We start from the raw sequence: 23,075 nt of genomic DNA on the forward strand, positions 1-23,075 counted from the left end.
GCGACCAGGTGAGCACCGAGTTCCCGCCGGTTGAACCGCCGGACGAGACCGTTCTGCGCGAGGCCGAGGCCCGGCACGCGGTGCTGACCAAGCCGGTCGGCTCCCTCGGACGGCTCGAAGAGCTGGGCAACTGGATCGCCGCCTGCCAGGGCACCGTGCCGCCGAAGCCGTTCGTGCGGCCGCGCGTGGTCGTGTTCGCGGGCGATCACGGCATCACCGCGCAGGGCGTGTCGGCGTTCCCGAGCGAGGTGACCGGCCAGATGGTCGCGAACTTCATGACCGGCGGTGCTGCGGTCAACGTGCTCGCGCAGGTCGCGGGCGCCACCGTGCGCGTGGTCGACATGGCCGTCGACGCGGACACCCCGGCCGGCGTCAGCCAGCACAAGGTGCGGCGTTCGTCCGGGTCGATCGACCGCGAGGACGCGCTCACCCGTGAGCAGTGCGAACTCGCGATCGCGGCCGGCCGCGCGCTCGCCGACGAGGAGGTCGACGCGGGGGCCGACGTGCTCGTCGCGGGCGACATGGGCATCGGCAACACGACGCCCGCCGCCGTGCTGATCGCGTCGCTGACCGGGTCGGAGCCCGTCGCGGTCGTCGGCCGCGGCACCGGCATCGACGACCAGGCGTGGATGCGCAAGACGGCGGCGATCCGGGACGCGCTGCGCCGGGCCCGACTGGTGATCAGCGACCCGGTCGCGTTGCTCGCCACGGCCAGTGGCGCCGACATCGCCGCGATGGCCGGGTTCCTCGCTCAGGCCGCCGTGCGCAAGACCCCTGTCGTGCTCGACGGCGTCGTCGTCGGTGCGGCCGCCGTCGTCGCCGAGGAGATGGCACCGGGGGCGCGCGAGTGGTGGGTGGCCGGGCACCAGTCCGCTGAGCCCGCGCACGCGATCGCGCTCGGGCACCTGAACCTGAAGCCGCTGCTGGAGTTCGAGATGCGGCTCGGCGAGGGGTCCGGTGCCGTGCTGGCGCTGCCGTTGCTGATCTCGGCGGTGAAGGTGCTCGCGGAGATGGCGACGTTCGAGAGCGCCGGCGTGACGAACCGGGAAGACACGACCGCAGGAAGTACGGCCCAGGAGAACACGGCCCACGAAAACACGGCCCAGGAGAACGCGGCGGAGTGAAGCTCGCTTTCTCCTGGCTGACGGTCCTGCCGCTCCGGGTCGACGACGTCGATCGCAAGGCGGCAGGACGGGCCATCGCCACCACGCCCGTCGTCGGCGTCGTGCTCGGCGCGTTCGTCGTCGGCGTGCTGGAGCTGCTCGCGACATCCGGCATATCGGCGCTCGTGGCCGGGTTCTTGGTCGTCGGCGTTGTCGCCCTTGCAACGCGCGGGATGCACCTCGACGGACTGGCCGACGTCGCCGACGGACTCGGTTGCTACGGGCCGCCGGAGCGTGCGCTCAAGGTCATGAAGGACGGCGGCGCGGGACCGTTCGGCGTCGTCTCGCTGATCGTGGTGCTGGGTGCGCAGGCCGCGGCACTCCCCCACGCCCACTGGGGTGTCGTGCTGCTCGCGTTCGCGACGAGCCGGGCGGCGTTCGGGATCTGCTGCATGCGCGGCGTGCCCGCGGCACGGCCTGAAGGGCTTGGGGCGCTCGTGGCCGGCACACAGCACCCGTTGCTGGTCATCGGCACGTGGGTGGTGCTCGCTGCGTCGGCGGTTCCGCTCGGGTGGCGCGCGGTCGTCGCCGTCGTCGCCGCGTTCGCGCTCGTGTGGCTGCTGGTGAAGCACACCGGAAAGCGTTTCGGCGGCATCACCGGTGATGTGCTCGGTGCTGCCGCCGAAATCGCGCTTCTGGCCGTGCTGGTGATCGCCTAGGCCTTCAGGGTCGTCATCCAGCCGTGGGTGTCGGCGACGTGGCCGTGCTGGAGGCCGGTCAGGCGCTCGCGCAGCTTCATCGTCACCGCGCCGGTGCCGCCGTCGGCGATGTCGAACTCGCCACCGGCGTGCTTGACGTGGCCGACCGGCGTGATGACCGCCGCCGTGCCACAGGCGAAGACCTCGGTGAGCTCACCGGAGGCGTTGGCCTTCTCCCACTCGTCGGTCGAGATGCGGCGTTCCTCCACGGACAGGCCGAGGTCGGCGGCCAGCGCCAGCAACGAGTTCCGGGTGATGCCGGGCAGCAGCGTGCCGGTCAGCTCGGGCGTGATCACCTTGTCCCCGAAGACGAAGAACAGGTTCATGCCGCCCATCTCCTCGACCCAGCGGCGTTCCACCGCGTCGAGCCAGACGACCTGGTCGCAGCCCTTCTCGGCGGCCTGCGCCTGCGCCACGAGGGACGCGGCGTAGTTGCCCGCGAACTTGGCCGCGCCGGTGCCACCGGGGGCCGCGCGGACGTACTCGGTCGAGAGCCACACGCTCACGGGACGGACGCCGCCCGCGAAGTAGGAGCCGGCGGGAGAGGCGATCAGCACGTAGAGGTACTCGGACGCGGGTCGCACGCCGAGGCCCTTCTCCGTGGAGATCATGAACGGCCGCAGGTAGAGGGACTCCTCCTCGGCCGAGGGCACCCAGCGGTCGTCGACCGCGAGGATCTGCCGCACGGACTCCAGGAAGAGCTCGTCGGGGAGTTCGGGCATCGCCATGCGGCGGGCCGAGGCGCGGAAGCGCTCGGCGTTGGCCTCAGGGCGGAAGGACGCGATCGATCCGTCGGGCTGCCGGTAGGCCTTGAGCCCTTCGAAGATCGCCTGGCCGTAGTGCAGCACCATTGCCGCGGGGTCCAGTGCGAGGGTGGAGTACGGGCCGACTTCAGCGTCGTGCCAGCCCTTCTCGCGGTTCCAGCGGATCGTCACCATGTGGTCGGTGAAGTGCTGCCCGAAGCCCGGCTTGGCAAGTACCTCCGCTACGCGCTCCGGGGTCGCCGGGTGCGGGTGGGGAGTCCGGGTGAAAGGCAACTCGCTCGTCATGGGAGCACGGTAACCCGCAGGTGGGGATACGGAAAATCGTCTTCCCAAAACTCGGACGTCCTACTAGTTGATGCTCGATAGAGTCCCCGGCCATGACCGAGCCGCAACGATCTTCAACGGGTGCCGACGTCCGCACCGTCTTACAGGCAGCACTGCTCGTTCTGGGCACCGGGATGACGCTTCTCGACGGCTGGGTGATCGGGGGTGTCGGCGGTGTGGTCGGCGCCGTGTTCGCCGCCGCGATCTTCCTGTTCTGCTACTGGGCGATCGCCAAGGAGAAGCCGGCCGGCAACGGCCGCGTCATCGGGCTTGCGGTGTGCGTTGCCGTGACGCTGCTCGTTTTCCTCTCAGTGACGCTGTAAGCCCGACCAGACCAGTGCCCACGCCCAAGCCCGCGATCGAGATGAGCATCGCGGGCACCGGCAGGCTCATGGCGAGCAGCACCGAGAGCCCGAGTCCGAGACAGGCCGTGCGCATGGGCCACGTGCGGTCGTTCTGCAGCAGCACGCGGGCCGACGCGTTCGTGAAGGCGTAGTAGAACAACGTCCCGCAGGCCGCCACGCCCAGAGCCAGCCCCAGCGGCATCAGCACGACGGCGAGCGCGGAGGCGACGACCAGGACGAGCGACAGCGCGCCGGGCTTGAGGCGCGTCGGCAGGTCACCGTCCTCGGACAGCCCGGTCAGCGTCCGATGAGCGGACGCGAGGACGAAGTGCAGCGCGGCCACACCGGCCACCGCCGCGGCGATCTGCACCAGCGGCACCAGCGCGGCCGAGTCCGCCGCGACGAGCGCGTCCCGCAGCGGAGCCGGTGACAACGCGAGGCGCGCGCTGCCGAGCTGACGGAGCACGCCCGCGCCCACGGCCAGGTAGACGGCGAACGACAGTCCGATCAGCACCGGGATCGCGATCTTCAGCGCGGCCGCCGAGTGCGGCTGCTCGCCGCGGTGGGGTGCGGTGATGCGTTCGAAGCCGGCGAACGCCATGAACATCAGACCGGCGACGCCGACGAGCTCGTTGACGGTGCCCGCCTCCCCCGCCGACGGCACGGGCGCGATGGAGAAGCTCGCCGCGACGACCAGCGCCAGCACGCCGAGCACGACCACCGACACCAGCACGCTGACACCGGTGGTGAAGCGGAATCCGGCCGCGCCGAGCAGCGCCGTCGCGACGACGAGGGCGAGCGCGCCGACCATCGGCTGGTCGGGCACCACGTACGCGCCGAACATCAGCGCGACGGCCGCGGCCATGGCGCATCGGCCGAGAAGGTGCGCACTCGCTGTCATCCTTGCGGGCCACACGCCGAGCTGGGCGCGTACGTATCCGTAACCGCCGCCGATGTCCGGATAGGCGCGGGACTGGTCGGCGGTCGAGAAGGCCGAGCACAGCGCGGCGAGCGCGGAGATGGCCAGCGCCGGGAGCACCCACCAGCCCGCAAGGCCTGCTGCGGGGGCGAATCCGGCGAAGACTCCCGCTCCGAGCACCGCGGGCAGACCGAGCGCGACCGTCGTGACGATCTCGCGAGGCGTGTGGGTCACGGGTACACGTTCTCAGATGCTGCATCCGGCCGTAACCACCCGGTCGACTGATGAGTGAAACGGGCGAATCGCCACTGTGCGCAACTGTCAACGTCACGGATTGCGGCGATCGTGGCGGGGCTGGGCATTAGTGGGACAGTCCGACCTTTAGCATGAGTCACGATTCCGAGCCACCCTCGCACGCACAACCCTGGAGCAGCACGTGACAGCCCCGAAGCTGGCCCTCACCGAGGGCGACCTGAGCACCACCGCCGCGGACGCAGTCGTCGTGGGCACCCTGCAGGGTGCGGACGGTCTGGAGCTCGCACCCGGTGCCGAAGCTGTCGCCGCCGCGTTCGACGGCGCGCTGCTCGACGTGCTCGGCACGCTGCGCGCGTCCGGCAAGGCGGACGAGCTGGTGAAGGTGCCGACGTTCGGCAAGATCGCCGCTCCGCTCGTGCTGGCCGTCGGCCTCGGCAAGACCGCGGGCGAGGAGCAGGTGCGCCGGGCGTCCGGTGTCGCCGCCCGCGCGCTGGCCGGCAAGAAGCGCGCGATCAACACGCTCGCCGCCCTGCACGTCGGTGCCGCCGCCGAGGGCACGCTGCTCGGCGCCTACACGTTCACCGAGTACAAGTCCGACAAGGGCGAGGGCCCGGTCGTCAAGGTCGACCTGCACGCCGCCGGTTCCAAGGAGAACAAGGCCGCGCTGAAGGCCGCCGTCGCGATCGCCGAGTCCGTCGCCATCGCGCGTGACTTCATCAACACGCCGCCGAACGACCTCTACCCCGCCTCGTTCGCCGCTCGCGCGGAGAAGCTCGCCCTCGCCGCCGGTCTCGACGTCGAGGTCCTCGACGAGAAGGCCCTCAAGAAGCAGGGCTTCGGCGGCATCCTGGGCGTCGGCGTCGGTTCGACCCGCCAGCCGCGCCTCGTGCGCATCTCGTACAAGGGCACGAAGGCCGTCAAGAAGGTCGCCCTGGTCGGCAAGGGCATCACGTTCGACACCGGCGGCATCTCGATCAAGCCGGCCGCGGGCATGGACGAGATGACCTCGGACATGTCCGGCGCCGCCGCGATCGTCGCCACGATGGTGCTCGCCGCGAAGCTCAAGTACCCGCTGGAGATCATCGCGTCGATCCCGATGGCGGAGAACATGCCGTCCGGTGACGCGTACCGCCCCGGCGACGTGCTGACCATGTACGGCGGCAAGACCGTCGAGGTGCTCAACACCGACGCCGAAGGCCGCCTGATCCTGTCCGACGCCATCGTGCGCGCGTGCGAGGACAACCCGGACTACCTGATCGAGACCGCGACGCTGACCGGCGCGCAGGTCGTGGCCCTGGGCAAGCGCACCTCGGGTGTCATGGGCTCGGACGAGTTCCGCGACCGCGTGGCCGCCATCGGCACCGCCGTCGGCGAGTCGGCGTGGCCGATGCCGCTGCCCGAGGAGCTGCGCGCGGACCTCGACTCGCGCCTGGCGGACCTCGCGAACGTCACCGGGCACCGGTGGGGCGGCATGCTCGCGGCCGGTCTGTTCCTGCGCGAGTTCGTGGCCGAGGGCGTGCAGTGGGCGCACATCGACATCGCCGGCCCGGCGTTCCACACGGGTGGCCCGTACGGCTACACCTCGAAGGGCGGCACCGGTGTTCCGGTGCGGACCATCGCGGCCGTGCTGGCGGACATCGCGGCCAACGGCTGAGTCCCTGCTCTTCACGGACGGGCGGAGATCCTTCGGGGTCTCCGCCCGTTGCGCGTCTCAGGGCCACGGGAGCACGATCAGCTCCGGCCACTGCGCCCGCCACCTGGCCGTTTTGGTCTCGTAGACGTGGCGGGGAGCCAGCACGGGATTGGGTCGCACGACGAGGTTGAACACGTCCGCGAGACCGTGCGGCGCGTAGACCCGCCACCGCCCGTCAGGCTCTGATCGGACGCCGACGCAACACGTGGTGGCGGCGAACGAGTCGATGGCCGCTTCCGTCGAGTCGTAAGGCGGGCACGGCACCCCGAACTTCTCCTCGTACCAGAGGTGGACGCGCGCCTCGTTGCGGATCTCGACGGTCGCGGGCAGGCCGGCGAACCGCTCGCGACCGGCCTGGATCACGGCGTCCTCGGCTGCCCAGGACAGGTCGGACGCGTCGAAGTAGAACAGGTCGTAGTCGAGGACGCCCTCGGTCGCGGGCCTGCCGGTCACGACGTTCCACACCGTCTGGAACACGCACCCCGCCGTCAGGTACCAGCCCGGCAGACGCAGTTCGGCCGCTCCGGCGAGGACCTCGGTCAGCACCTCGTTGCGCCCGAGGACGTCCCGCAACGCCTCGACCTGTTCGTCGACGGGCAACCGGCCGGGCCTCATCCCGGTCCCAAGTAGACGATCATGGTGCACAAAGGAGCGTTCACCCGAATTCCTTGTTCCGCAGCGGGAATGCGCGTCGACATCCAGTCCGATTTGGACGGTTGCCGACAGGCCCGGGGAGAGAGGAGTATTTCCACATGGCGACGCATCAGTACGAGGCCGACGTCGTTTGGACCGGGAACACCGGGAGCGGGACCTCCGGGTACAAGTCCTACGAGCGCGCGCACGAGATCCGGATCGAGGGCAAGGAGACGATCCTCGGGTCGTCCGACCCGTCGTTCCGGGGTGACCGCAGCCGCTACAACCCCGAGGAGTTGCTGGTCGCGTCGCTCTCGCAGTGCCACATGCTCTGGTACCTGCACCTGGCGTCGACCAACGGCGTCGTCGTGACCGGTTACCGCGACCACGCGACCGGCACCATGGCCGAGCACCCGGACGGGTCCGGCCGGTTCACCGAGGTGCTGCTCCACCCCGTCGTGACCGTCGCGGACCCCGCCACCAGGGAAACGGCGCAGGCGTTGCACGAGAAAGCGCACTCGCTGTGCTTCATCGCGGCGAGCGTCAATTTCCCCGTGCGGCACGAACCGACCGTGGAGGTCTAAAGATCACCCGAGGCCTTTTTGCGCGCCGTGTAGTCGCGCATGCGCTTCGGGTAACCCACGATGCCCGCGTCGTAGATCGGCATGCCGAGTTTGCGCGCGAACGACCTCGCGGCGTCCGGCGACGCGACCCGGCGGCGGGTCCACTCCCCGTCGTGAGCGACCAGGACCACAGTGGTTTCGGTCACCGTGGTCTTCGGCTCCACATAGGCCTCGACGCCGTGACGGCTCTTCGTCCACTGTTCGAGATGACTCGTGTCCTGGCCGGAGGCGGTACGTAGCACACCTGGGCGTGGCTTCCTGCGGAAACGATCGAACAGCCCCATCGAGCACCTCCTGTGCTTCCCTCCACCATGGTGCCAGGTAAGGGTGTTATGAGTAGGTGAATGATCAGGATCGGGCATGGTGCCCCATGCCGGATCACCACGCTCCGGCAACTAGTGACAAGATGGCCGAGTACCTCGCGCGCACCCGCGCGTAGTAAGTAATCCCGAGGAGATCCGAAGTGACTTCGCCGGAACTGGAGTCGGCCACCAACGCCGATCTCGTCATCCTCGGCGGTGGTTCAGGTGGCTACGCCTGCGCGTTCCGCGCGGCAGAGCTCGGCCTGTCCGTCGTCCTGGTCGAGAAGGACAAGCTGGGTGGCACCTGCCTGCATCGCGGTTGCATCCCGACCAAGGCGCTGCTGCACGCGGCCGAGGTCGCGGACAACGCTCGCGAGGGCGACCAGTTCGGCGTGAAGAGCTCGCTCGAGGGCATCGACATCGCCGGCGTCAACTCGTACAAGGACGGCGTGATCTCGCGGCTCTACAAGGGTCTGCAGGGTCTCGCGAAGGCCAACAAGGTCACCTTCGTCGAGGGCGCGGGCACGTTCGTCGGCCCGAACACCGTCGAGGTGAACGGCCAGCGCTACACGGGCAAGAACGTGGTCCTCGCGACCGGTTCGTACGCCCGCAGCCTGCCCGGTCTGGAGATCGGCGGCCGGGTCATCACCAGCGACCAGGCGCTCAACCTGGACTTCATCCCGGAGAAGGTCGTCGTCCTCGGCGGCGGCGTCATCGGCGTGGAGTTCGCGAGCGTGTGGCGTTCGTTCGGCGCCGAGGTGACCATCGTCGAGGCCCTGCCCCGCCTGGTCCCGGCCGAGGACGAGTACGCGTCCAAGCAGCTGGAGCGCGCGTTCCGCAAGCGCGGCATCAAGTTCAAGACCGGCGTGAAGTTCACCGGCGCCACCCAGTCCGACTCGGGTGTGTCGATCACGCTGGAGAACGGCGACGTCCTCGACGCCGACCTGCTGCTCGTCGCGGTCGGCCGCGGCCCGAACAGCGCGGGTCACGGCTACGAGGAGGCCGGTGTCAAGATCGACCGCGGCTTCGTCGTCACCGACGAGCGCCTGCGCACGAACCTTCCGAACGTCTACGCCGTCGGCGACATCGTGCCCGGCCTGCAGCTCGCGCACCGCGGGTTCCAGCAGGGCATCTTCGTGGCCGAGGAGATCGCGGGCCAGAACCCGAAGGTGATCGACGAGGCGGGCATCCCGCGCGTCACCTACTGCAAGCCCGAGGTCGCCTCCGTCGGTCTCTCCGAGGCCGCCGCGAAGGAGAAGTACGGTTCCGCCGAGGTGTTCGTCTACGACCTCGCGGGCAACGGCAAGAGCCAGATCCTCAAGACCGCCGGTGGCGTGAAGCTCGTCAAGGCCCCCGACGGCCCGGTCGTCGGGATCACCATGGTCGGCGAGCGCGTCGGCGAACTCATCGGTGAAGCACAGCTGATCTACAGCTGGGAGGCTTACCCGGAGGACGTGGCTCCCCTGATCCACGCCCACCCGACCCAGACTGAAGCCCTCGGCGAGGCCTTCCTCGCCCTGGCCGGCAAGCCGCTGCACGTGCACGGCTGACCGATCCCCACACAAAGTCAGCCACACGAGAGCACGAGGAGTCAGCGAACAATGGCCTTCTCCGTCCAGATGCCCGCACTCGGTGAGAGCGTCACCGAGGGCACGGTCACCCGGTGGTTGAAGCAAGAAGGCGACCGGGTGGAGGTGGACGAGCCGTTGCTCGAGGTGTCCACCGACAAGGTCGACACCGAGATCCCGTCCCCGGCGGCCGGCGTCCTGCAGAAGATCGTCGCGCAGGAGGACGACACCGTCGAGGTCGGCGGTGAGCTCGCGGTCATCGGTGACGGCGACGCCGCACCGTCCGAGCCCGCGCCCGCCCCGGCCCAGGAGTCCGCTCCCGAGCCGCAGCAGACGCAGCCTTCCGCTCAGCCGTCCGAGGAGGCTCAGGAAGCTCCGGCTCCCGAGGCCCCCGCCCAGTCCGGCGGCTCGGCCGAGGGCACCGACGTCACGATGCCCGCGCTCGGCGAGTCCGTCACCGAGGGCACCGTCACCCGCTGGCTCAAGCAGGTCGGCGACAGCGTCGAGGTCGACGAGCCGCTGCTCGAGGTCTCGACCGACAAGGTCGACACCGAGATCCCCTCGCCGGTCGCGGGCACGTTGCTCGAGATCAGCGCTGGTGAGGACGAGACCGTCGAGGTCGGCGGCAAGCTCGCCGTCATCGGTTCGGGCAGCCCGGCTCAGGCCGCGCCCGCCCCGGAGCCCAAGCCCGAGCCGAAGCAGGAGTCCGCTCCGGCACCGGCTCCGAAGCAGGAGTCCGCACCTGCTCCGCAGCAGGCCGCTCCCGCGCAGCAGCCGGCTCCGGCCGCCCCGGCTCCGCAGTCCACTTCGGACGACGCGAACGGCACGCCGTACGTGACTCCGCTCGTGCGCAAGCTCGCGTCGGAGAACGGCATCGACCTGGGCTCGCTCAAGGGCACCGGCGTCGGTGGCCGCATCCGCAAGCAGGACGTGCTGGCCGCCGTCGAGGCCAAGAAGGCCCCGGCTCCCGCGCCCGCCGCCGCTGCTCCGGCCGCCGCTCCCGCCTCCCGCACCTCGGCTCCGGTCCCGGCCGACAACTCGGGCAAGCGCGGCACCGTGCAGAAGCTCCCGCGCCTGCGTCAGATCGTCGCGCAGCGCACCCGTGAGTCGCTGCAGATGTCGGCCCAGCTCACCCAGGTGTTCGAGGTCGACGTGACCAAGATCGCCCGGCTGCGCAACCAGGCCAAGAAGGCGTTCGAGGCTCGTGAGGGTGCGAAGCTCACGTTCCTGCCGTTCTTCGCCAAGGCCGCCATCGAGGCCCTCAAGGCCCACCCGGTGCTCAACGCGTCGATCGACGAGGAGCGCAAGGAGGTCACCTACCACGGTGCCGAGCACCTCGGTCTGGCGATCGACACGGAGCGCGGCCTGCTCAACGCCGTGATCCACAACGCCGGTGACCTGAACCTGTCGGGCATCGCCCACAAGATCGGTGACCTGGCGGCGCGCGCCCGCTCGAACAAGCTCACGCCGGACGAGCTCACGGGTGGCACGTTCTCGCTGACCAACCTCGGCAGCAACGGCGCGCTCTTCGACACCCCGATCATCCAGCAGCCGCAGGTCGGCATCCTGGGCGTCGGCGTCGTCAAGAAGCGCGCGGTCGTCATGACCGACGAGGACGGCAACGACACCATCGCGATCCGCTCGATGATGTACCTCGCGCTCACCTACGACCACCGCCTGGTCGACGGTGCCGACGCGGGCCGCTTCCTCACGACGGTCAAGAACCGTCTCGAGGAGGGCGCGTTCGAGGCCGACCTCGGTCTCTGACCGCTCCGAGCGGGACCGATATCCGATATATCGGATATCGACTGATCGTGTGACCTGAAGGCCACCCCGGTTTGCCGGGGTGGCCTTCGGCACATCCTGGGTCAGTTGTGCCCGGTGTGGCTGTGCACGCGGTGCGTGAGTGGGGAACGATCTATCTATGCGAGTCGTCATCGCGGGATCGTCGGGCTTGATCGGCACAAGCCTGGTGGCGTCCATGCGCGCCGCCGGCCACGAGGTGCTGCGGCTGGTGCGCCGCAAAGCCGCCGCGCCCGACGAACGCGCCTGGGACCCGTACGCCGGGCGCATCGACGACGGAACGTTCGACGGCGTCGACGCCGTCATCAACCTGTGCGGCGCGGGCATCGCCGACAAGCGGTGGGACGACGCGCGCAAGCAGGTGCTGCACGACAGCCGGGTCGTGCCGGCCGAGGTGTTGTCGGCGGCCTGCGTCGAGCACGGGGTGCCGGCGCTGGTGAGCTCGTCGGGCGCCCACTTCTACGGCGACACCGCGTCGCGCCTCGCGGACGAGGAAGCGCCGGGCGGCCACACCTTCATGTCGCGACTCACCCAGGACTGGGAGGCGGCGACGTCCGTGGCGCAGGAGGGCGGTGTGCGGGTCGTGCTCATGCGCACCGCCGTCGTCATCTCTCCGTCGGGCGGCGTGTTCGGCCGGCTCAAGCCGGTGTTCCAGTTCTTCCTGGGCGGCAAGCTCGGCAGTGGCGATCAGTACTTCCCGTGGGTGTCGCTGGACGACGTCGTGTCCGCCTACCGGTTCGTCGTCGAGCACGAGGAGATCCACGGGCCGGTGAACGTCGCGGCCCCGGCGCCGGTGACGAACGCCGAGTTCACCAAGGCGGTCGCGACGGCGCTGAACCGGCCGGCGCCGTGGACGGTGCCGGCGTTCGCGCTCAAGACGTTGCTCGGCGGTGAGATGGCGCAGGAGCTGCTGCTCAGCGGTCCGGGCCTGACACCGAAGTTGTTGGAGCGGCACGGGTTCCACTTCCTGCACCCGACGCTGCCGGCGGCTTTGAACGCGGCGGTCGCATGACGCGCGCGGTGGCGGCGGTGCTGGTCATCTCGTGGATCCTGCTGGGTCTTCCCGAGACGACCGGGCTCGACGTGTGGGTGCACGGCGCACTGCCGCGACCCGAGTGGCTGCGCGCGACGGCGTTCGCGGTGAGCCTGGTGCTGGGACCGACGATCGGCTGGGCGTTCGCGGCGGTGTTGTTAGTGCTGGCCTGGCGGCGGCGCGACCCGCGGTTGTGGAAGGCCCTGGCGGTGCACGCGCTGTGCTGCGCGACCTTGCTGACGCGGTTCCTGTTCGACCGCGTGCGGCCCGTCGAGTACCACTTGCCTAGCTATCCGAGCGGGCACACGGTGGCGGTCGCGTCGGTCGGTTTCACGATGGTCGTCCTCCTGCGGCGCGGTGTGCTGTGGGCGGTGCTCGCGGTGCTGGTGGCGGGGTTCGCGAGGATCGTCCTGGAGATGCACTGGGTCACCGACGTCGTCGGCGCCGTGCTGGGTGTGACCGGCGTCGGACTTTTGGCGGCCATGGTCCTGGGGTTGGTAACGTCGGGTCGTGAACTCGTGCCGGACCTCGTCAGACCCCGTCGTCATCCGTGAGCTGGGGCTCATCGACTACATGGCGGCGTGGGACCTCCAGAAGGAGATCGCGGAGGCGCGCGCCGGCGGCACCGGCCCGGACACCCTCCTGCTGCTCGAACACCCGCCCGTCTACACCTGCGGCCGGCGCACCCTCGACGAGGAACGCCCGCGCGGTGGCGACACCCCGGTCATCGACGTCGACCGCGGCGGCAAGATCACCTGGCACGGCCCGGGCCAGCTGGTCGGCTACCCGATCGTCAAGCTCGCCGATCCGATCGACGTCGTCGAGTACGTGCGGCGCGTCGAGCAGGGCCTGATCGACGTGTGCGACCGGCTCGGCGTGCACACCGGCCGGATCGAGGGCCGCAGCGGCGTGTGGCTGCCCGCCGACGACCGCGGCCCGGAGCGCAAGGTCGCCGCCATCGGCATCCGCGTGCAGCGCGGCGTGACCATGCACGGCTTCGAGATCAACTGCAACGCGAGCCTCGACGCGTTCGGCGACATCATCCCGTGCGGCATCAAGGACGCGGGCGTCGCTTCCCTCTCGCACGAACTGGGCCGCGACGTCACCGTCGCCGAGGTCCTGCCGCTCGCCCGTGACGCTGTGCTCGCGGCGCTCGACGGAACGCTCCCCCTGACGGACCGCACTTTGGCCCGCACTGGCCCCGTCGCTCCCGGTATCACCTTCGCTAGCATTCCGTAGCCCCGCGGCGGGACCAGCGGCGTCTCCCGGGGGAATTCGGAGGAGGGTGCGTCGTGAGGTTGTCCCGACGCCAGTTGTTCACGGCTGCCGGCATAACGGCGCTGGCAGGTGGAATCAGTTCGAACGCAGCGGTGGCGGCGGCCGCTCCGGCACGGACGTGGAGCGGTGAGATCCAGGTCGGAGACTGGGAGCAGTACTACCTCGGGCTCGACGGCGGGGCGCACCAGAAGGCGCTCAGCGCGTTGGGCATCGCACATCGCGACGGCGTCCGCGCCGACGAGCAGTACCTGATGGTGCCGGTCGAGTCCGTGCGGCGGGCCGCGCTGGAGTTCGGTGACCACGCGGCCGCCGACGTGCTGCGGGCCCGCTTCGGCCTCGACTCCCCGTCGATGCTCGGGCGCGGCTTGAAGCTGGTGCTCGGGCAGGGCGGGCTGGAACACCGCTACCTCGAAGACCCCTCGCTGCAGCTGCGGTACATCGGATATCGGCGGCGGTTCGCGAACCACGTCCTGCCGATGCCGTCAGCGGTGCGCAAAGCGCTCGCCTGATATCCGAGTACGCGACAGATCAGAGCTGGGGTGCCACGTCCGACGCGATCTCGGTGATGTGGTCGAGGTCGGACAGGTCCAGGACCTGCAGGTACACCCGCTGCGCACCGGTCGCGTCCCGCCACGCGCCGATGCGGTCGACGACCTCGGCGGGAGTGCCGGCCAGGCCGTTCTCCTTGAGTTCGCCGACCTCGCGGCCGATCGCGGCGGCACGGCGGGCGACGTCGGCGTCGGTGCGGCCGACGCACGCGACGAGCGCGACCGAGCGGATGATCTCCTTCGGGTCGCGGTCGATCTCCTCGCACGCGGCGTCGACGCGGGCGAACTGCTCGACGGCGGCGTCGATGCCGACGAACGGCAGGTTGAACTCGGTGGCGTAGGACGCGGCCAGCGCAGGGGTGCGCTTGGCGCCCATGCCGCCGATCAGCACCGGGACGCGCTCCTGCGCCGGCTTCGGCAGCGCGGGCGAGTCGGTGAGCGTGTAGTGCTTGCCCTCGAACGAGAAGGTGCCGCCGGCCGGGGTCTCCCACAGGCCGGTGATGATCGCGACCTGCTCCTCGTAGCGGTCGAAGCGCTCCCCCAGCGCCGGGAACGGGATGCCGTACGCGCTGTGCTCGGCCTCGTACCACCCGGCGCCGATGCCGAACTCGACCCGGCCGCCCGACATCTGGTCGACCTGGGCGACGCTGATGGCCAGCGGTCCTGGGTGGCGGAACGTCGCGGCGGTCATCAGCGTGCCCAGGCGGATCGTGGACGTGTCGCGGGCCAGCCCGGCGAACGTGATCCACGGGTCGGTCGGGCCGGGCAGGCCGTCGGCCGAGCCCATCTGGAGGTAGTGGTCGGAGCGGAAGAAGGCGCCGTAGCCGGCGTCCTCGGCCGTCCTGGCCACCCGGAGCAGGTCGTCGTAGCTCGCCCCCTGCTGGGGCTCGGTGAAGATGCGCAGTTCCACGAACCTGAATCTAGTCCGCGGAAAAGCGTGGTGCAGGCACGGCCGCCCCTTCGGAGGTGAACACCCCGCGTGCGACGAGGTGCGGATGTGAGGCCGCCTCCTCCAGACTCAGCACCGGGGTCACACAGGCGTCGGACGACGCGAACACCTCCGACCACTCGTCGCGCGTCCGGGCCAGGAACGCCTCGGCGAACGTCTTGCGCAGCAACGGCCAGGAGTCCCGGTCCATCTGCTCCGGCAGATCTGAGGCGTGCAGCCCCAGACCGGTCAGCAGCAGGGCGTAGAACTGCGGCTCCAGCGCCCCCACCGCGACGGACCTGCCGTCCGCGCACTCGTAGATCGAGTAGAACGGGCACCCGCCGTCGAGCAGGTTCGAGTCCGGCGCGTCTTCCCACACCGACTGCGCCTTCATCGACCAGATCATCTGCGCGAGCGACGCCACCCCGTCGACGATCGCCGCGTCGACGACCTGGCCGAGCCCGGTGCGCTGCCGTTCCCACAACGCCGCCAGCACGCCCAGCACCAGGTAGAGCGAGCCGCCGCCGAAGTCGCCGACCAGGTTGAGCGGCGGCTTGCCGATCGCGTGCAGCACCCCGGTGACCGACAGGTAGTTGATGTCGTGCCCGGCGCGCTGGGCCAGCGGACCGTCCTGGCCCCACCCGGTCATCCGCGCGTAGATCAGGCCGGGGTTGACCGCCAGGCAGTCGGACGGCCCGAGGCCGAGCCGTTCCAGCACGCCGGGGCGGAAGCCCTCGATCACCACGTCGGCCGACGAGATCAGCTCCAGGACCGAGGCACGCCCCTCGGGGGACTTCAGGTCCGCGGACACCGAACGCCTGCCGCGCAACAGGAAGTCGCGGGAGGCGTCCGGCACCACGGACAGTCCGCCGGACGGACGTTCGACGCGCACGACCTCCGCGCCGAGGTCCGCCAGCAGCATCGCGCCGTGCGGGCCGGGGCCGATGCCGCCGAACTCGACGACCTTCAGCCCGTCGAGAGGCCCCATCAGGCTTCGGCGGAGGCTTCGAACGACAGGCGCGGGTTGAAGATCGCGCCCGTGGACTCGGCCAGGCCGCGCATCGCCTTGGCGTGGTTGCCGAAGTCCGGGTGGGCCAGGGCCGCGCGCAGGGCGTCGGCGCTCTCCCACAACGCGATGTTGATGTACGACGCCGGGTCGTCCAGCTGCCGCGAGAGCGTGTACTTGATCAGGCCCGGCTGCTCGCGCAGGAACGCCGCCGTCTCGTCGAAGGCCTTCTCGAACTCCTCGGGGTCACCGGTGAGCGTGAAGCGGTTCAGGAAGGTGATCATGAGAAAGCTCCTCAAAACGGTGTCAGACTGGGGAAAACTCTGCCCACCGCCTCTTGAGACGTGCTCAAGGAACGCCCGCCAAGCTCTGTTTCATGCGCATCATCGATCTGTCTTCCCACATTGACGCATCCGCGTACGAAGCGGACCCGGTGACGCACGAGGTGCTCACGGCCGCCCAGGGTGCCGAACACATGGCCGAGCAGCTCAAGGCGCGGCTCGGCATCGAGTTCGACGTCTCCGTGCTGCGGGACTCCGAATTCCTCACCCTGGACCGGATCAGCCTGACCTCCCACACCGGCACGCACGTCGACGCGCCGTCGCACTACGGCTCGAAGACCACGTACGGCAACGGAATCCCGCGCCACATCGACGAGATGCCGCTGGAGTGGTTCCACAACCCCGGCGTGAAGCTCGACGTCCGCGGCCACGGCACCGGCGTCATCGGCGTGGAGGTGCTGGAGAAGGAGTTCGCCCGCATCGGCTACACGCCGAAGCCGATGGACATCGTCATCCTCGACACCGGCGCCGCCGAGCACGCGGGCACCCAGACCTACTTCACCGACTACACCGGACTCGACGGTCCCGCCACGAACTTCCTGCTGGACCTGGGAGTCAAGGTGATCGCCACCGACGCGTTCAGCCTCGACGCGCCGTTCCCGGACATCGTCAAGCGCTACCTGGCGACCAAGGACGAGAGCGTGCTGTGGCCCGCGCACTTCGCCGGCCGCGACCGCGAGTACTGCCAGATCGAGCGCCTCGCGAACCTGGAGGCGTTGCCGGACTTCGGGTTCACCGTCGTCGCGTTCCCCGTCAAGATCAAGGGCGCGGGTGCGGGCTGGACCCGCGCGGTCGCCCTGCTCGACGACTAGGTCTCAAGTGAGAGCTGAATCACCGTACCTACCTTCGTGGGTATGGAAAACAGCGATTGGCCACCGGAGAACGAAGACCACATCGTCCGCGGAATCGACTGAGCACCGCCAAAGGGCCGCCCTCCAGGAGAGGGCGGCCCTTTTATATCGTCGTGTCACACCAGACGAGCACGTGCGGCGTCGACGGTGTCCGAGGAGTCCAACAACGGCAGCACCTGCGAGGCACCGGACCGCACCGCCTTCGTGCGGCGCGCGAACGACGTCAGGGTCTGGCCGGGCCCGGCCTCCACCAGCAGCACGTCGTACATCGCCACGAGCTCGTTCAGCGCCGGTCCGAAGTAGACGGCGTCGGTCAGCTGACGAGTCCAGAAGCGCGCGGACAGCGCGTCCTCCTCAGTCATCAGCTTGCCGGTGTAACCGGAGTACAGCGGCATCCGCGGTGCCCGGGGTGAAGCACTCCACGACGCCAGCGCCTCGTCCACGGCGGGCTGCATCGCCGGGCTGTGGAACGGCGTCGACGCCGGCACCGTCACGACGATGTACTCGTCGGCCTCCAGCCGCGCCCGCACACGGGCCAGCGGCTCGTCGGACCCGGCCAGCATCGTCTGCCGCGCGGAGTTCACGGCGGCGATCGCGACGTCGCCTTCCAGGTACGGCAGCAGATCCGCCTCGGAGGCGGCCGCGGCCAGCATGCCGCCGGACGGGATCGGCACCGCCGACAGCACCCGGTCCCGCACCAGGGAAACGGCTTCCCCCAACGAGAACACGCCCGCCAGCGTCGCCGCGACGACCTCGCCGGCGGAGTGCCCGATCAACGCCACCGGTTCGACGCCCCAGGACAGCACGGTGCGTCCCAGCGCGTAGTCGACCGCGAACAGCAACGGCTGCGCGCGGGACACGTGGTCGATGTCGGCACCGGCGAGCCAGTCCTCGCACGCGACCGACCCGACCTCGCCGAACAGTTCGAACACCTCGTCGATCACCGAGGTGAACACGGCATCCGTGCCGTACAGGGACGCCGCCATCCGCGGGTACTGCGATCCCTGGCCCGGAAACATCAGTGCTACGTCCACAACACGCCTCCAGAAACGGCTCAAGGCCGTGAAGGGAACACCTTCACGGCCTTGAGGCATGACATCTACCTGTACTCGCGGACCACCATGGCGGAGTTGTAGCCGCCCTTGCCGCGACCGAGCACCAGCGCGGCCTTGATCTTGCCGTGCCGCGCCTCGTTCATCACGAGGTCGAGCTCGTACTCCGGCACGAGGTTCTCGACGTTGACGGTCGGCGGGATCGCGCTCCAGTAGATGGAGAGGATCGCCGACGCCACGTCCAGGGAGCCACCACCGGCGAACAGGCGCCCGGTCATGGTCTTCGGCGCCGTCACCGGCACGCCGTACGGCCCGAAGATGCCCTTGATCGCCTCGGCCTCGGCCTTGTCGAGCTCGGGGATGCCCGCCGCGTCGGCGAACACCACGTCGATCTCCGAGGCGTCCATGCCGGCGTCGCGCAGCGCCAGCTCGGCCGCCCGCTTCAGACCCGGTTCCCGTGACGGCATCTTCGAGTCGAACGTCGCGGCGTACCCGACGATCTCACCGTAGATCCTCGTCCCGGGACGCCCCGCCGCCGACTCCGGCGTCTCGACGACCATGATCGCGCCACCCTCGCCCGCGACGTACCCGGAGGCGTCGCGGTCGAACGGCAGGTACGCGCGCTTCGGGTTGTTGTTGCGGGACAGGCAACCCGAGGCCTGGTGCGCCACCCAAGCCCACGGGCAGAGCGACGAGTCCATGCCGCCCGTGAGGGCGAGCTGGACACCCTTGCGCAGCTGGCGCCGGGCGTGACCGATGGAGTCGATGCCACCGGCCTGCTCGGACACCACCACCGCGCCGGGACCGCGCGTGCCGTGGCGGATGGAGATCTGGCCGGTGTTGACCGCGTAGAACCACGCGAACGACTGGTACGCCGAGACGTACTCCGGACCCTGGTGCCACAGCTTCTGCAGTTCGCGCTGCCCGAACTCGTACCCACCGGCCGTCGCCGCGGTGATCACCGCGATGTCGGTGTCGGGGATGTCGTTCGGCTGCACACCCGCACCACGCAACGCCCAGTCCGTGCCGACGAGTGTCAGCCGCGTCATGTGGTCCGTCTGCGGCAGCAGGCGACCCTGCAGGTGCCGCCCTGCCTCGAAGCCAGGCACCTCACCGGCGATCTTCGCCCAGTAGTTGGCGCTGTCGAACCGGGTGATCGGCTTGATCGCCGCCTCCCCGTGCAGGGTCGCCCGCCAGTACGCGGTCGGCCCCAAACCGTTGGGAGACGCGATGCCGATTCCCGTCACCACTGCCCGAGTCACCGGCCTGCCCCTTCCACCTTTTTGAGCACCATGGCGCTCTGGAATCCACCGAAACCACTGCCCACGGTCAGGAGGGTGTCGACCTTCTTCTCGCGCGCCACCAGTGGCGTGTAGTCGAGGTCGCACTCGGGGTCCTGCTCGTGGAGGTTCGCCGTCGGCGGGATGAGGTCCTGCTCGAACGCCAGCAGCGAGCCGACGATCTCGAGCGAACCGATCGCGCCCAGCGAGTGCCCGATCATCGACTTGAAGCCGGAGACCGGGGTCTTGTAGGCGTGCGCACCGAGGCTGCGCTTGAAAGCCGCCGTCTCGTGCAGGTCGTTCTGCTTGGTGCCCGACCCGTGCGCGTTGATGTAGCCGACGTCCGTGGCATCCGCACGCGCCTGCTTCAGCGCGATGTTGATGGCGTCGGACATCTCGATGCCCTCGGGGTGCAGGCCCGTCATGTGGTAGGCGTTGCACCGCGAGGCGAAGCCGGCGACCTCACCGTAGATGTGGGCACCGCGAGCGCGGGCGTGCTCCAGCTCCTCGAGCACGATGATCGCGCAACCCTCGCCCAGCACCAGGCCGTCGCGGGTCTTGTCGAACGGCCGGCACGCCGTTGTGGGGTCGTCGTTGCGGGTGCTCGACGCACGGATCACGTCGAAGCACACCACGGTGATCGGGGAGAGCGGAGCCTCGGTGCCGCCGGTGACGACGACGTCCGCGGAGCCCTCCATGATCAGCTCGGCGGCGTAACCCACCGAGTCGAGACCCGAGGTGCAGCCCGTGGAGACCACGGAGACCGGTCCTTCGGCGCCCACCGTCCACGCCAGCTCCGTCGCCATCGAGGACGGCGTGAAGTAGTCGTAGAGGTGCGGGACGGCGTAGGACTGGTCGACCTCCCAGTACTTGCCCCGGTCGGAGCCGACGATGAACTCGCGCTCCAGCGAGGTCGTGCAACCGACCGCGGTGCCGAGCGAGACACCGATGCGGCCGGGGTCGAGCTGGTCGAACTCGATGCCGGAGTCGGACATCGCCTCACGACCCGCGACGACCGCGAACTGCGCGGCCCGGTCGAGACGGCGGATCTCCTGCGGCGTCAAGCCTTCGCGCACTGGATCGAAATCTGCTTCCCCCGCCATGCGGGAGCGGTACGGAGACGCGTCGAAGTGCGTGATGTTGCGAGTCGCCGTACGCCCTTCGGACAGCAGTTTCCAATACGCCTTCGTTCCGATGCCACCAGGTGCGACCACGCCCACCCCGGTGATGACGGCGCGACGACTCATCGGACACCTCCAATCGCCTTCTGTGCGGACACGGTCTGCTCCAATCTCGGACAGGGCACGGGAGCGATACCTGTCTCTGCCGAATGAACCGATGGTGAATCGGCCCGATCGAGGCCACCTCGAACGACGGCGTAGGACCCCTGTACGAGTCCGGCCCCCGCGTCGGCGGCGAACAGCTGCTTCGCGGCCGTTCCTCCGTCGTCGTGACATCCAAAACCAAGGGGCACACCGGTTTCCGCGACCGACTCGACGATCTCGCCGATCTGGTCCGGCCACAGCTTGCCCGCTGTGTCGTGCAGCAACACGGTTTCCGCCCCAGCCTCCGCGGCTGTCAGCACGACCTCCAAAGCGTGTTCGGGGTCGATCAGCCAGCCGTCGAAGAAGTCCCGCGCCTCGACGATCACTCGTCTTTCGGCGCGCACGAGTTGACGCACGGCCTCCCGGACCACCGAGATGCCGTGCCCTTGGACAACTATTGCCACCGCGGGGGTTTCCGCGGCCATCAGTGCGTCGAGGTGCTCCGCACCGCCGGAGGCGATGAGGGTGGCGACCCGCAACCGGAGTTCGATCGCCGCCCTGCCGAAGAATCCTCTGGGGTAGAACGACCGGGCGGGCCTGCCTCCGTCGACGAACGCGACTCCGAGCGCGTCGAGGCGCCGCGCCGCGACCAGTCTGTCCGAGATGGACAGGCTGGTGCGGCGCAGCGAGATGTCGTAGAGCATCATCTGAGAACCCCTCGCGCTTCGACGTTCAGAAGCCCGACAGCAGCACTCGGGAAGCCTCGATCTCGTAGGCGCAGGGAGCCACGTCCGAAGACGGACATCCCTGACGCTGGTGCTCGACCGCGGCTTTCTCCAGGTACATGGAGACCACGTAAAGTCCGTTGCGGCTTGCAGCGCGTGCTGCGGCGGTCAACAACTCCGCGCCACCCAACCCCATCGCGGTCACCTCATCCGTTCTCGGCGAATTCCTTCGCGTGCCGGAGCGTCGTGAGGCTGTTGGTGCCCAGCGCGTGACGGATGAGCTCGCGAGCGCGCTCGATCGTCCCGTCGGCCCCCAGCACGTCGGGGATGACCTCGGGCCGGATGACGACGGTGTGGTGCGACGTCGCCTCGATGCCGGCCTCGATGCCGTCGCCGATGTCCCTGAACGTCCACCGGCCGACGTGCGCCGCCATGATCGGCGGTGTGTGCGTCTGCTTGTAGACGATGCCGTCGTACGGGGTGCAGACCCGCACCGAGTGCGTGGTGTGGATCGACCCGTCCGGGCTGCGCGTGTCCATCTCCATGGACTGCACGCCGGTGACGGCTTCGGTGAGGTCCAGCCGCGCGACGTGCGGCAGGCGCTCCGGCCACAGGTCGGAGCGGTACAGGAACTCGTAGACGTCCTTGCGGCTCGCGTGGATCGTGATGCTGTCGGAGAACGACAGCACCAGCTTGTCGTAGTCGTCGCCGTACTCGGCCGCCCGCTTGAGAGCGGCGAGCTCGGCGTCGCTGTTGTTGTTGACGGCGTTCAGGATGAGGTCGACCGCCTCCGGCTGCGCCGCGGTGAAGTGGTGGAGCAGATCGACCCGGGTCGCCGAATCGGCGATCGGGACGATCCGCCACTCCCCACCCATCGTCTTCACCGGTGCCGCCGAACGCTCCTGCTCGAAGGAGATGTGCAGGTTCGCCGGGTCGAGCTCTCGCCGGGACGTCCACGTGCGCACGTCACCGTTGGCGAACGCGTGCAACCGCAACCGTTCCGTCGAGCCGTCCCGTTCGAACACCTCGGCCTGAACCGTGGGTCCGAAGATGTACGGCCAGGTCGTCACGTCCGCGACCAGGTCGTACACCACCTTGGCGGGAGCCCCGATCATGACCGTGTGCGTGGTGGTGTGCGTCATGTCCGTCTCCGTATCCGAGTCGCCGGCGTCAGGCCGCGATCTGTCCGTTGACCTTGTCCAGCAGCTGGCGCGGCGTCTGGATGTACGCCATCTCGTCGTCGGCGATGGAGACCCCGTGCTTGCGCTTGATCAGCGCGACCGTCTCCAGCAGGGCGAGGGAATCGAAGCCCAGCTCGAGGAACGGGAGGTCGAGAATGTCCTGGCCCGGCTTGAACGAGTCGTCGTCGCCCGCGGCCTCGTTGAGGATCTCTTTGAGGCCCTCGATGGTCAGTGCGCTCACGGCTAGTTTCCTTTCCTCCAGCGGGCGGTTTCCGCGCGCCCACGACTGAGGTTGTCACCGCGCACCTGTAATCCACTGGAGAGATTCTCGAAGAAACCGTTGCCGGACAAGCAAAAACGGCCCGCGCCACAGTGTGGCGCGGGCCGCTGGAGCTTCGTTCTAAGAGGTCCTAACAGAATCGTTGGACGTGGCGGTAACAGATGATGCAGGTAGCGAGGCCGAGGAAGGCTTCGTGGATGTCGTCGCGGCGTTCCCAG

Annotated in this window: 26 protein-coding genes; 12 read left to right on the forward strand and 14 right to left on the reverse strand. The window is 69.3% G+C overall.

The genetic code is table 11. The features are described 5' to 3' along the window. Positions 1 to 8: 8 nt before the first annotated feature. The gene (gene cobT / locus AB0M48_RS43000) at positions 9 to 1,124 is read left to right on the forward strand and encodes a nicotinate-nucleotide--dimethylbenzimidazole phosphoribosyltransferase (protein WP_363854329.1); all 1,116 of its coding nucleotides are present in this window, start codon (positions 9 to 11) and stop codon (positions 1,122 to 1,124) included. After that, on the forward strand, positions 1,121 to 1,822 hold the full coding sequence (cobS, locus tag AB0M48_RS43005; protein ID WP_363854332.1) for an adenosylcobinamide-GDP ribazoletransferase: 702 nt from the start codon (positions 1,121 to 1,123) through the stop codon (positions 1,820 to 1,822). The genes cobT and cobS overlap by 4 nt, the downstream gene beginning before the upstream one ends. Here the strand turns inward: cobS and AB0M48_RS43010 are convergent. After that, a complete protein-coding gene (locus AB0M48_RS43010; protein ID WP_363854335.1) occupies positions 1,819 to 2,910 on the reverse strand; it encodes a branched-chain amino acid aminotransferase in 1,092 nt (363 codons plus the stop codon). The genes cobS and AB0M48_RS43010 overlap by 4 nt on opposite strands. A 92-nt stretch (positions 2,911 to 3,002) precedes the next feature. Between AB0M48_RS43010 and AB0M48_RS43015 the strand changes: the two genes are divergently transcribed. Next, the gene (locus AB0M48_RS43015; RefSeq protein ID WP_363854338.1) at positions 3,003 to 3,272 is read left to right on the forward strand and encodes a hypothetical protein; all 270 of its coding nucleotides are present in this window, start codon (positions 3,003 to 3,005) and stop codon (positions 3,270 to 3,272) included. Here AB0M48_RS43015 and AB0M48_RS43020 read toward each other — a convergent pair. Next, the gene (locus AB0M48_RS43020) at positions 3,211 to 4,446 is read right to left on the reverse strand and encodes an amino acid permease (RefSeq protein WP_363854341.1); all 1,236 of its coding nucleotides are present in this window, start codon (positions 4,444 to 4,446) and stop codon (positions 3,211 to 3,213) included. The genes AB0M48_RS43015 and AB0M48_RS43020 overlap by 62 nt on opposite strands. A gap of 202 nt (positions 4,447 to 4,648) precedes the next feature. On the opposite strand from AB0M48_RS43020, the gene AB0M48_RS43025 reads away from it, so the two are divergent. Then, the gene (locus AB0M48_RS43025) at positions 4,649 to 6,121 is read left to right on the forward strand and encodes a leucyl aminopeptidase (RefSeq protein ID WP_363854344.1); all 1,473 of its coding nucleotides are present in this window, start codon (positions 4,649 to 4,651) and stop codon (positions 6,119 to 6,121) included. 57 nt (positions 6,122 to 6,178) lie between these two features. Here AB0M48_RS43025 and AB0M48_RS43030 read toward each other — a convergent pair whose 3' ends face one another. Next, positions 6,179 to 6,775, reverse strand: a complete 597-nt coding sequence (locus tag AB0M48_RS43030; RefSeq protein WP_363854346.1) for a nucleotidyltransferase family protein — start codon at positions 6,773 to 6,775, stop codon at positions 6,179 to 6,181. 137 nt (positions 6,776 to 6,912) lie between these two features. Here AB0M48_RS43030 and AB0M48_RS43035 point away from each other — a divergent pair, with 137 nt between their 5' ends. After that, positions 6,913 to 7,377 carry an OsmC family protein gene (locus AB0M48_RS43035; RefSeq protein ID WP_363854348.1) on the forward strand — a complete coding sequence of 155 codons (465 nt, stop codon included), beginning with the start codon at positions 6,913 to 6,915 and terminating at the stop codon, positions 7,375 to 7,377. Here AB0M48_RS43035 and AB0M48_RS43040 read toward each other — a convergent pair. Further along, positions 7,374 to 7,700, reverse strand: coding sequence for an oxidoreductase (locus tag AB0M48_RS43040; protein ID WP_030474592.1), 327 nt, complete (start codon positions 7,698 to 7,700; stop codon positions 7,374 to 7,376). The two genes, AB0M48_RS43035 and AB0M48_RS43040, sit on opposite strands and share 4 nt — an antisense overlap. A gap of 179 nt (positions 7,701 to 7,879) precedes the next feature. Here AB0M48_RS43040 and lpdA point away from each other — a divergent pair, with 179 nt between their 5' ends. The 6 genes from lpdA to AB0M48_RS43070 all read left to right on the forward strand — a co-directional run bounded on the left by lpdA (position 7,880) and on the right by AB0M48_RS43070 (position 13,909). Further along, positions 7,880 to 9,268, forward strand: coding sequence for a dihydrolipoyl dehydrogenase (lpdA, locus tag AB0M48_RS43045; protein WP_363854351.1), 1,389 nt, complete (start codon positions 7,880 to 7,882; stop codon positions 9,266 to 9,268). A 51-nt stretch (positions 9,269 to 9,319) separates the two neighbouring features. After that, positions 9,320 to 11,053, forward strand: a complete 1,734-nt coding sequence (gene sucB, locus AB0M48_RS43050; protein ID WP_363854354.1) for a 2-oxoglutarate dehydrogenase, E2 component, dihydrolipoamide succinyltransferase — start codon at positions 9,320 to 9,322, stop codon at positions 11,051 to 11,053. Between the two features lie 157 nt (positions 11,054 to 11,210). After that, positions 11,211 to 12,101 (forward strand): TIGR01777 family oxidoreductase, encoded by an 891-nt coding sequence (locus tag AB0M48_RS43055; RefSeq protein WP_363854356.1) that lies wholly within the window; start codon positions 11,211 to 11,213, stop codon positions 12,099 to 12,101. Further along, on the forward strand, positions 12,098 to 12,676 hold the full coding sequence (locus AB0M48_RS43060) for a phosphatase PAP2 family protein (RefSeq protein WP_363854359.1): 579 nt from the start codon (positions 12,098 to 12,100) through the stop codon (positions 12,674 to 12,676). The genes AB0M48_RS43055 and AB0M48_RS43060 overlap by 4 nt, the downstream gene beginning before the upstream one ends. After that, positions 12,633 to 13,361: a lipoyl(octanoyl) transferase LipB gene (lipB, locus tag AB0M48_RS43065; RefSeq protein ID WP_363854362.1), complete on the forward strand. Its 729-nt coding sequence runs from the start codon at positions 12,633 to 12,635 to the stop codon at positions 13,359 to 13,361. Before AB0M48_RS43060 ends, lipB begins: the two co-directional genes overlap by 44 nt. A 53-nt stretch (positions 13,362 to 13,414) precedes the next feature. After that, a complete protein-coding gene (locus AB0M48_RS43070) occupies positions 13,415 to 13,909 on the forward strand; it encodes a hypothetical protein (protein WP_363854365.1) in 495 nt (164 codons plus the stop codon). A gap of 19 nt (positions 13,910 to 13,928) precedes the next feature. Here the strand turns inward: AB0M48_RS43070 and AB0M48_RS43075 are convergent, their stop codons facing one another. The 3 genes from AB0M48_RS43075 to AB0M48_RS43085 are packed head-to-tail and all read right to left on the reverse strand — an operon-like array spanning position 13,929 to position 16,166. Continuing rightward, positions 13,929 to 14,858 (reverse strand): LLM class F420-dependent oxidoreductase, encoded by a 930-nt coding sequence (locus AB0M48_RS43075; RefSeq protein WP_363854368.1) that lies wholly within the window; start codon positions 14,856 to 14,858, stop codon positions 13,929 to 13,931. Between the two features lie 10 nt (positions 14,859 to 14,868). Beyond that, positions 14,869 to 15,867, reverse strand: coding sequence for a CaiB/BaiF CoA-transferase family protein (locus AB0M48_RS43080; protein WP_363854394.1), 999 nt, complete (start codon positions 15,865 to 15,867; stop codon positions 14,869 to 14,871). Beyond that, positions 15,864 to 16,166 (reverse strand): antibiotic biosynthesis monooxygenase family protein, encoded by a 303-nt coding sequence (locus AB0M48_RS43085; protein WP_319984215.1) that lies wholly within the window; start codon positions 16,164 to 16,166, stop codon positions 15,864 to 15,866. The genes AB0M48_RS43080 and AB0M48_RS43085 overlap by 4 nt, the downstream gene beginning before the upstream one ends. 92 nt (positions 16,167 to 16,258) lie before the next feature. On the opposite strand from AB0M48_RS43085, the gene AB0M48_RS43090 reads away from it, so the two are divergent. Continuing rightward, positions 16,259 to 17,035 carry a cyclase family protein gene (locus AB0M48_RS43090; protein WP_266043462.1) on the forward strand — a complete coding sequence of 259 codons (777 nt, stop codon included), beginning with the start codon at positions 16,259 to 16,261 and terminating at the stop codon, positions 17,033 to 17,035. 155 nt (positions 17,036 to 17,190) lie between these two features. Here AB0M48_RS43090 and AB0M48_RS43095 read toward each other — a convergent pair whose 3' ends face one another. From AB0M48_RS43095 to AB0M48_RS43125, 7 genes are all read right to left on the reverse strand, one after another. Beyond that, positions 17,191 to 18,108 carry an acyltransferase domain-containing protein gene (locus tag AB0M48_RS43095; protein ID WP_363854372.1) on the reverse strand — a complete coding sequence of 306 codons (918 nt, stop codon included), beginning with the start codon at positions 18,106 to 18,108 and terminating at the stop codon, positions 17,191 to 17,193. Positions 18,109 to 18,173: 65 nt separating this feature from the next. Further along, complete coding sequence (locus tag AB0M48_RS43100) at positions 18,174 to 19,388, reverse strand: ketosynthase chain-length factor (RefSeq protein WP_030474580.1); 1,215 nt, start codon at positions 19,386 to 19,388, stop codon at positions 18,174 to 18,176. Beyond that, positions 19,385 to 20,653 (reverse strand): beta-ketoacyl-[acyl-carrier-protein] synthase family protein, encoded by a 1,269-nt coding sequence (locus AB0M48_RS43105; protein WP_030474579.1) that lies wholly within the window; start codon positions 20,651 to 20,653, stop codon positions 19,385 to 19,387. Before AB0M48_RS43105 ends, AB0M48_RS43100 begins: the two co-directional genes overlap by 4 nt. Continuing rightward, positions 20,650 to 21,378, reverse strand: coding sequence for a hypothetical protein (locus AB0M48_RS43110; protein ID WP_363854376.1), 729 nt, complete (start codon positions 21,376 to 21,378; stop codon positions 20,650 to 20,652). Before AB0M48_RS43110 ends, AB0M48_RS43105 begins: the two co-directional genes overlap by 4 nt. A gap of 25 nt (positions 21,379 to 21,403) precedes the next feature. Then, entirely contained in the window at positions 21,404 to 21,592 is a 189-nt protein-coding gene (locus AB0M48_RS43115) for a hypothetical protein (protein ID WP_363854378.1), read from the reverse strand. A gap of 10 nt (positions 21,593 to 21,602) precedes the next feature. Next, on the reverse strand, positions 21,603 to 22,538 hold the full coding sequence (locus AB0M48_RS43120) for an aromatase/cyclase (protein WP_363854381.1): 936 nt from the start codon (positions 22,536 to 22,538) through the stop codon (positions 21,603 to 21,605). 28 nt (positions 22,539 to 22,566) lie between these two features. Then, complete coding sequence (locus AB0M48_RS43125) at positions 22,567 to 22,818, reverse strand: acyl carrier protein (RefSeq protein ID WP_030474575.1); 252 nt, start codon at positions 22,816 to 22,818, stop codon at positions 22,567 to 22,569. Positions 22,819 to 23,075 lie beyond the last annotated feature (257 nt).

The sequence above is a fragment of the Lentzea sp. NPDC051208 genome (assembly GCF_040682435.1).
Taxonomy (GTDB): domain Bacteria; phylum Actinomycetota; class Actinomycetes; order Mycobacteriales; family Pseudonocardiaceae; genus Lentzea; species Lentzea kristufekii.

Excerpts from the sequence above, each read along its gene's own strand:
- AB0M48_RS43010 (WP_363854335.1), bottom strand. The coding sequence starts at position 2,910 with ATGACGAGCGAGTTGCCTTTCACCCGGACTCCCCACCCGCACCCGGCG.
- AB0M48_RS43115 (WP_363854378.1), bottom strand. The coding sequence starts at position 21,592 with ATGGGGTTGGGTGGCGCGGAGTTGTTGACCGCCGCAGCACGCGCTGCA.
- AB0M48_RS43105 (WP_030474579.1), bottom strand. The coding sequence starts at position 20,653 with ATGAGTCGTCGCGCCGTCATCACCGGGGTGGGCGTGGTCGCACCTGGT.
- sucB (WP_363854354.1), top strand. The coding sequence starts at position 9,320 with ATGGCCTTCTCCGTCCAGATGCCCGCACTCGGTGAGAGCGTCACCGAG.
- AB0M48_RS43015 (WP_363854338.1), top strand. The coding sequence starts at position 3,003 with ATGACCGAGCCGCAACGATCTTCAACGGGTGCCGACGTCCGCACCGTC.
- AB0M48_RS43085 (WP_319984215.1), bottom strand. The coding sequence starts at position 16,166 with ATGATCACCTTCCTGAACCGCTTCACGCTCACCGGTGACCCCGAGGAG.
- AB0M48_RS43035 (WP_363854348.1), top strand. The coding sequence starts at position 6,913 with ATGGCGACGCATCAGTACGAGGCCGACGTCGTTTGGACCGGGAACACC.
- AB0M48_RS43110 (WP_363854376.1), bottom strand. The coding sequence starts at position 21,378 with ATGATGCTCTACGACATCTCGCTGCGCCGCACCAGCCTGTCCATCTCG.
- AB0M48_RS43060 (WP_363854359.1), top strand. The coding sequence starts at position 12,098 with ATGACGCGCGCGGTGGCGGCGGTGCTGGTCATCTCGTGGATCCTGCTG.
- AB0M48_RS43120 (WP_363854381.1), bottom strand. The coding sequence starts at position 22,538 with ATGACGCACACCACCACGCACACGGTCATGATCGGGGCTCCCGCCAAG.
- AB0M48_RS43090 (WP_266043462.1), top strand. The coding sequence starts at position 16,259 with ATGCGCATCATCGATCTGTCTTCCCACATTGACGCATCCGCGTACGAA.
- AB0M48_RS43030 (WP_363854346.1), bottom strand. The coding sequence starts at position 6,775 with ATGAGGCCCGGCCGGTTGCCCGTCGACGAACAGGTCGAGGCGTTGCGG.
- AB0M48_RS43055 (WP_363854356.1), top strand. The coding sequence starts at position 11,211 with ATGCGAGTCGTCATCGCGGGATCGTCGGGCTTGATCGGCACAAGCCTG.
- AB0M48_RS43040 (WP_030474592.1), bottom strand. The coding sequence starts at position 7,700 with ATGGGGCTGTTCGATCGTTTCCGCAGGAAGCCACGCCCAGGTGTGCTA.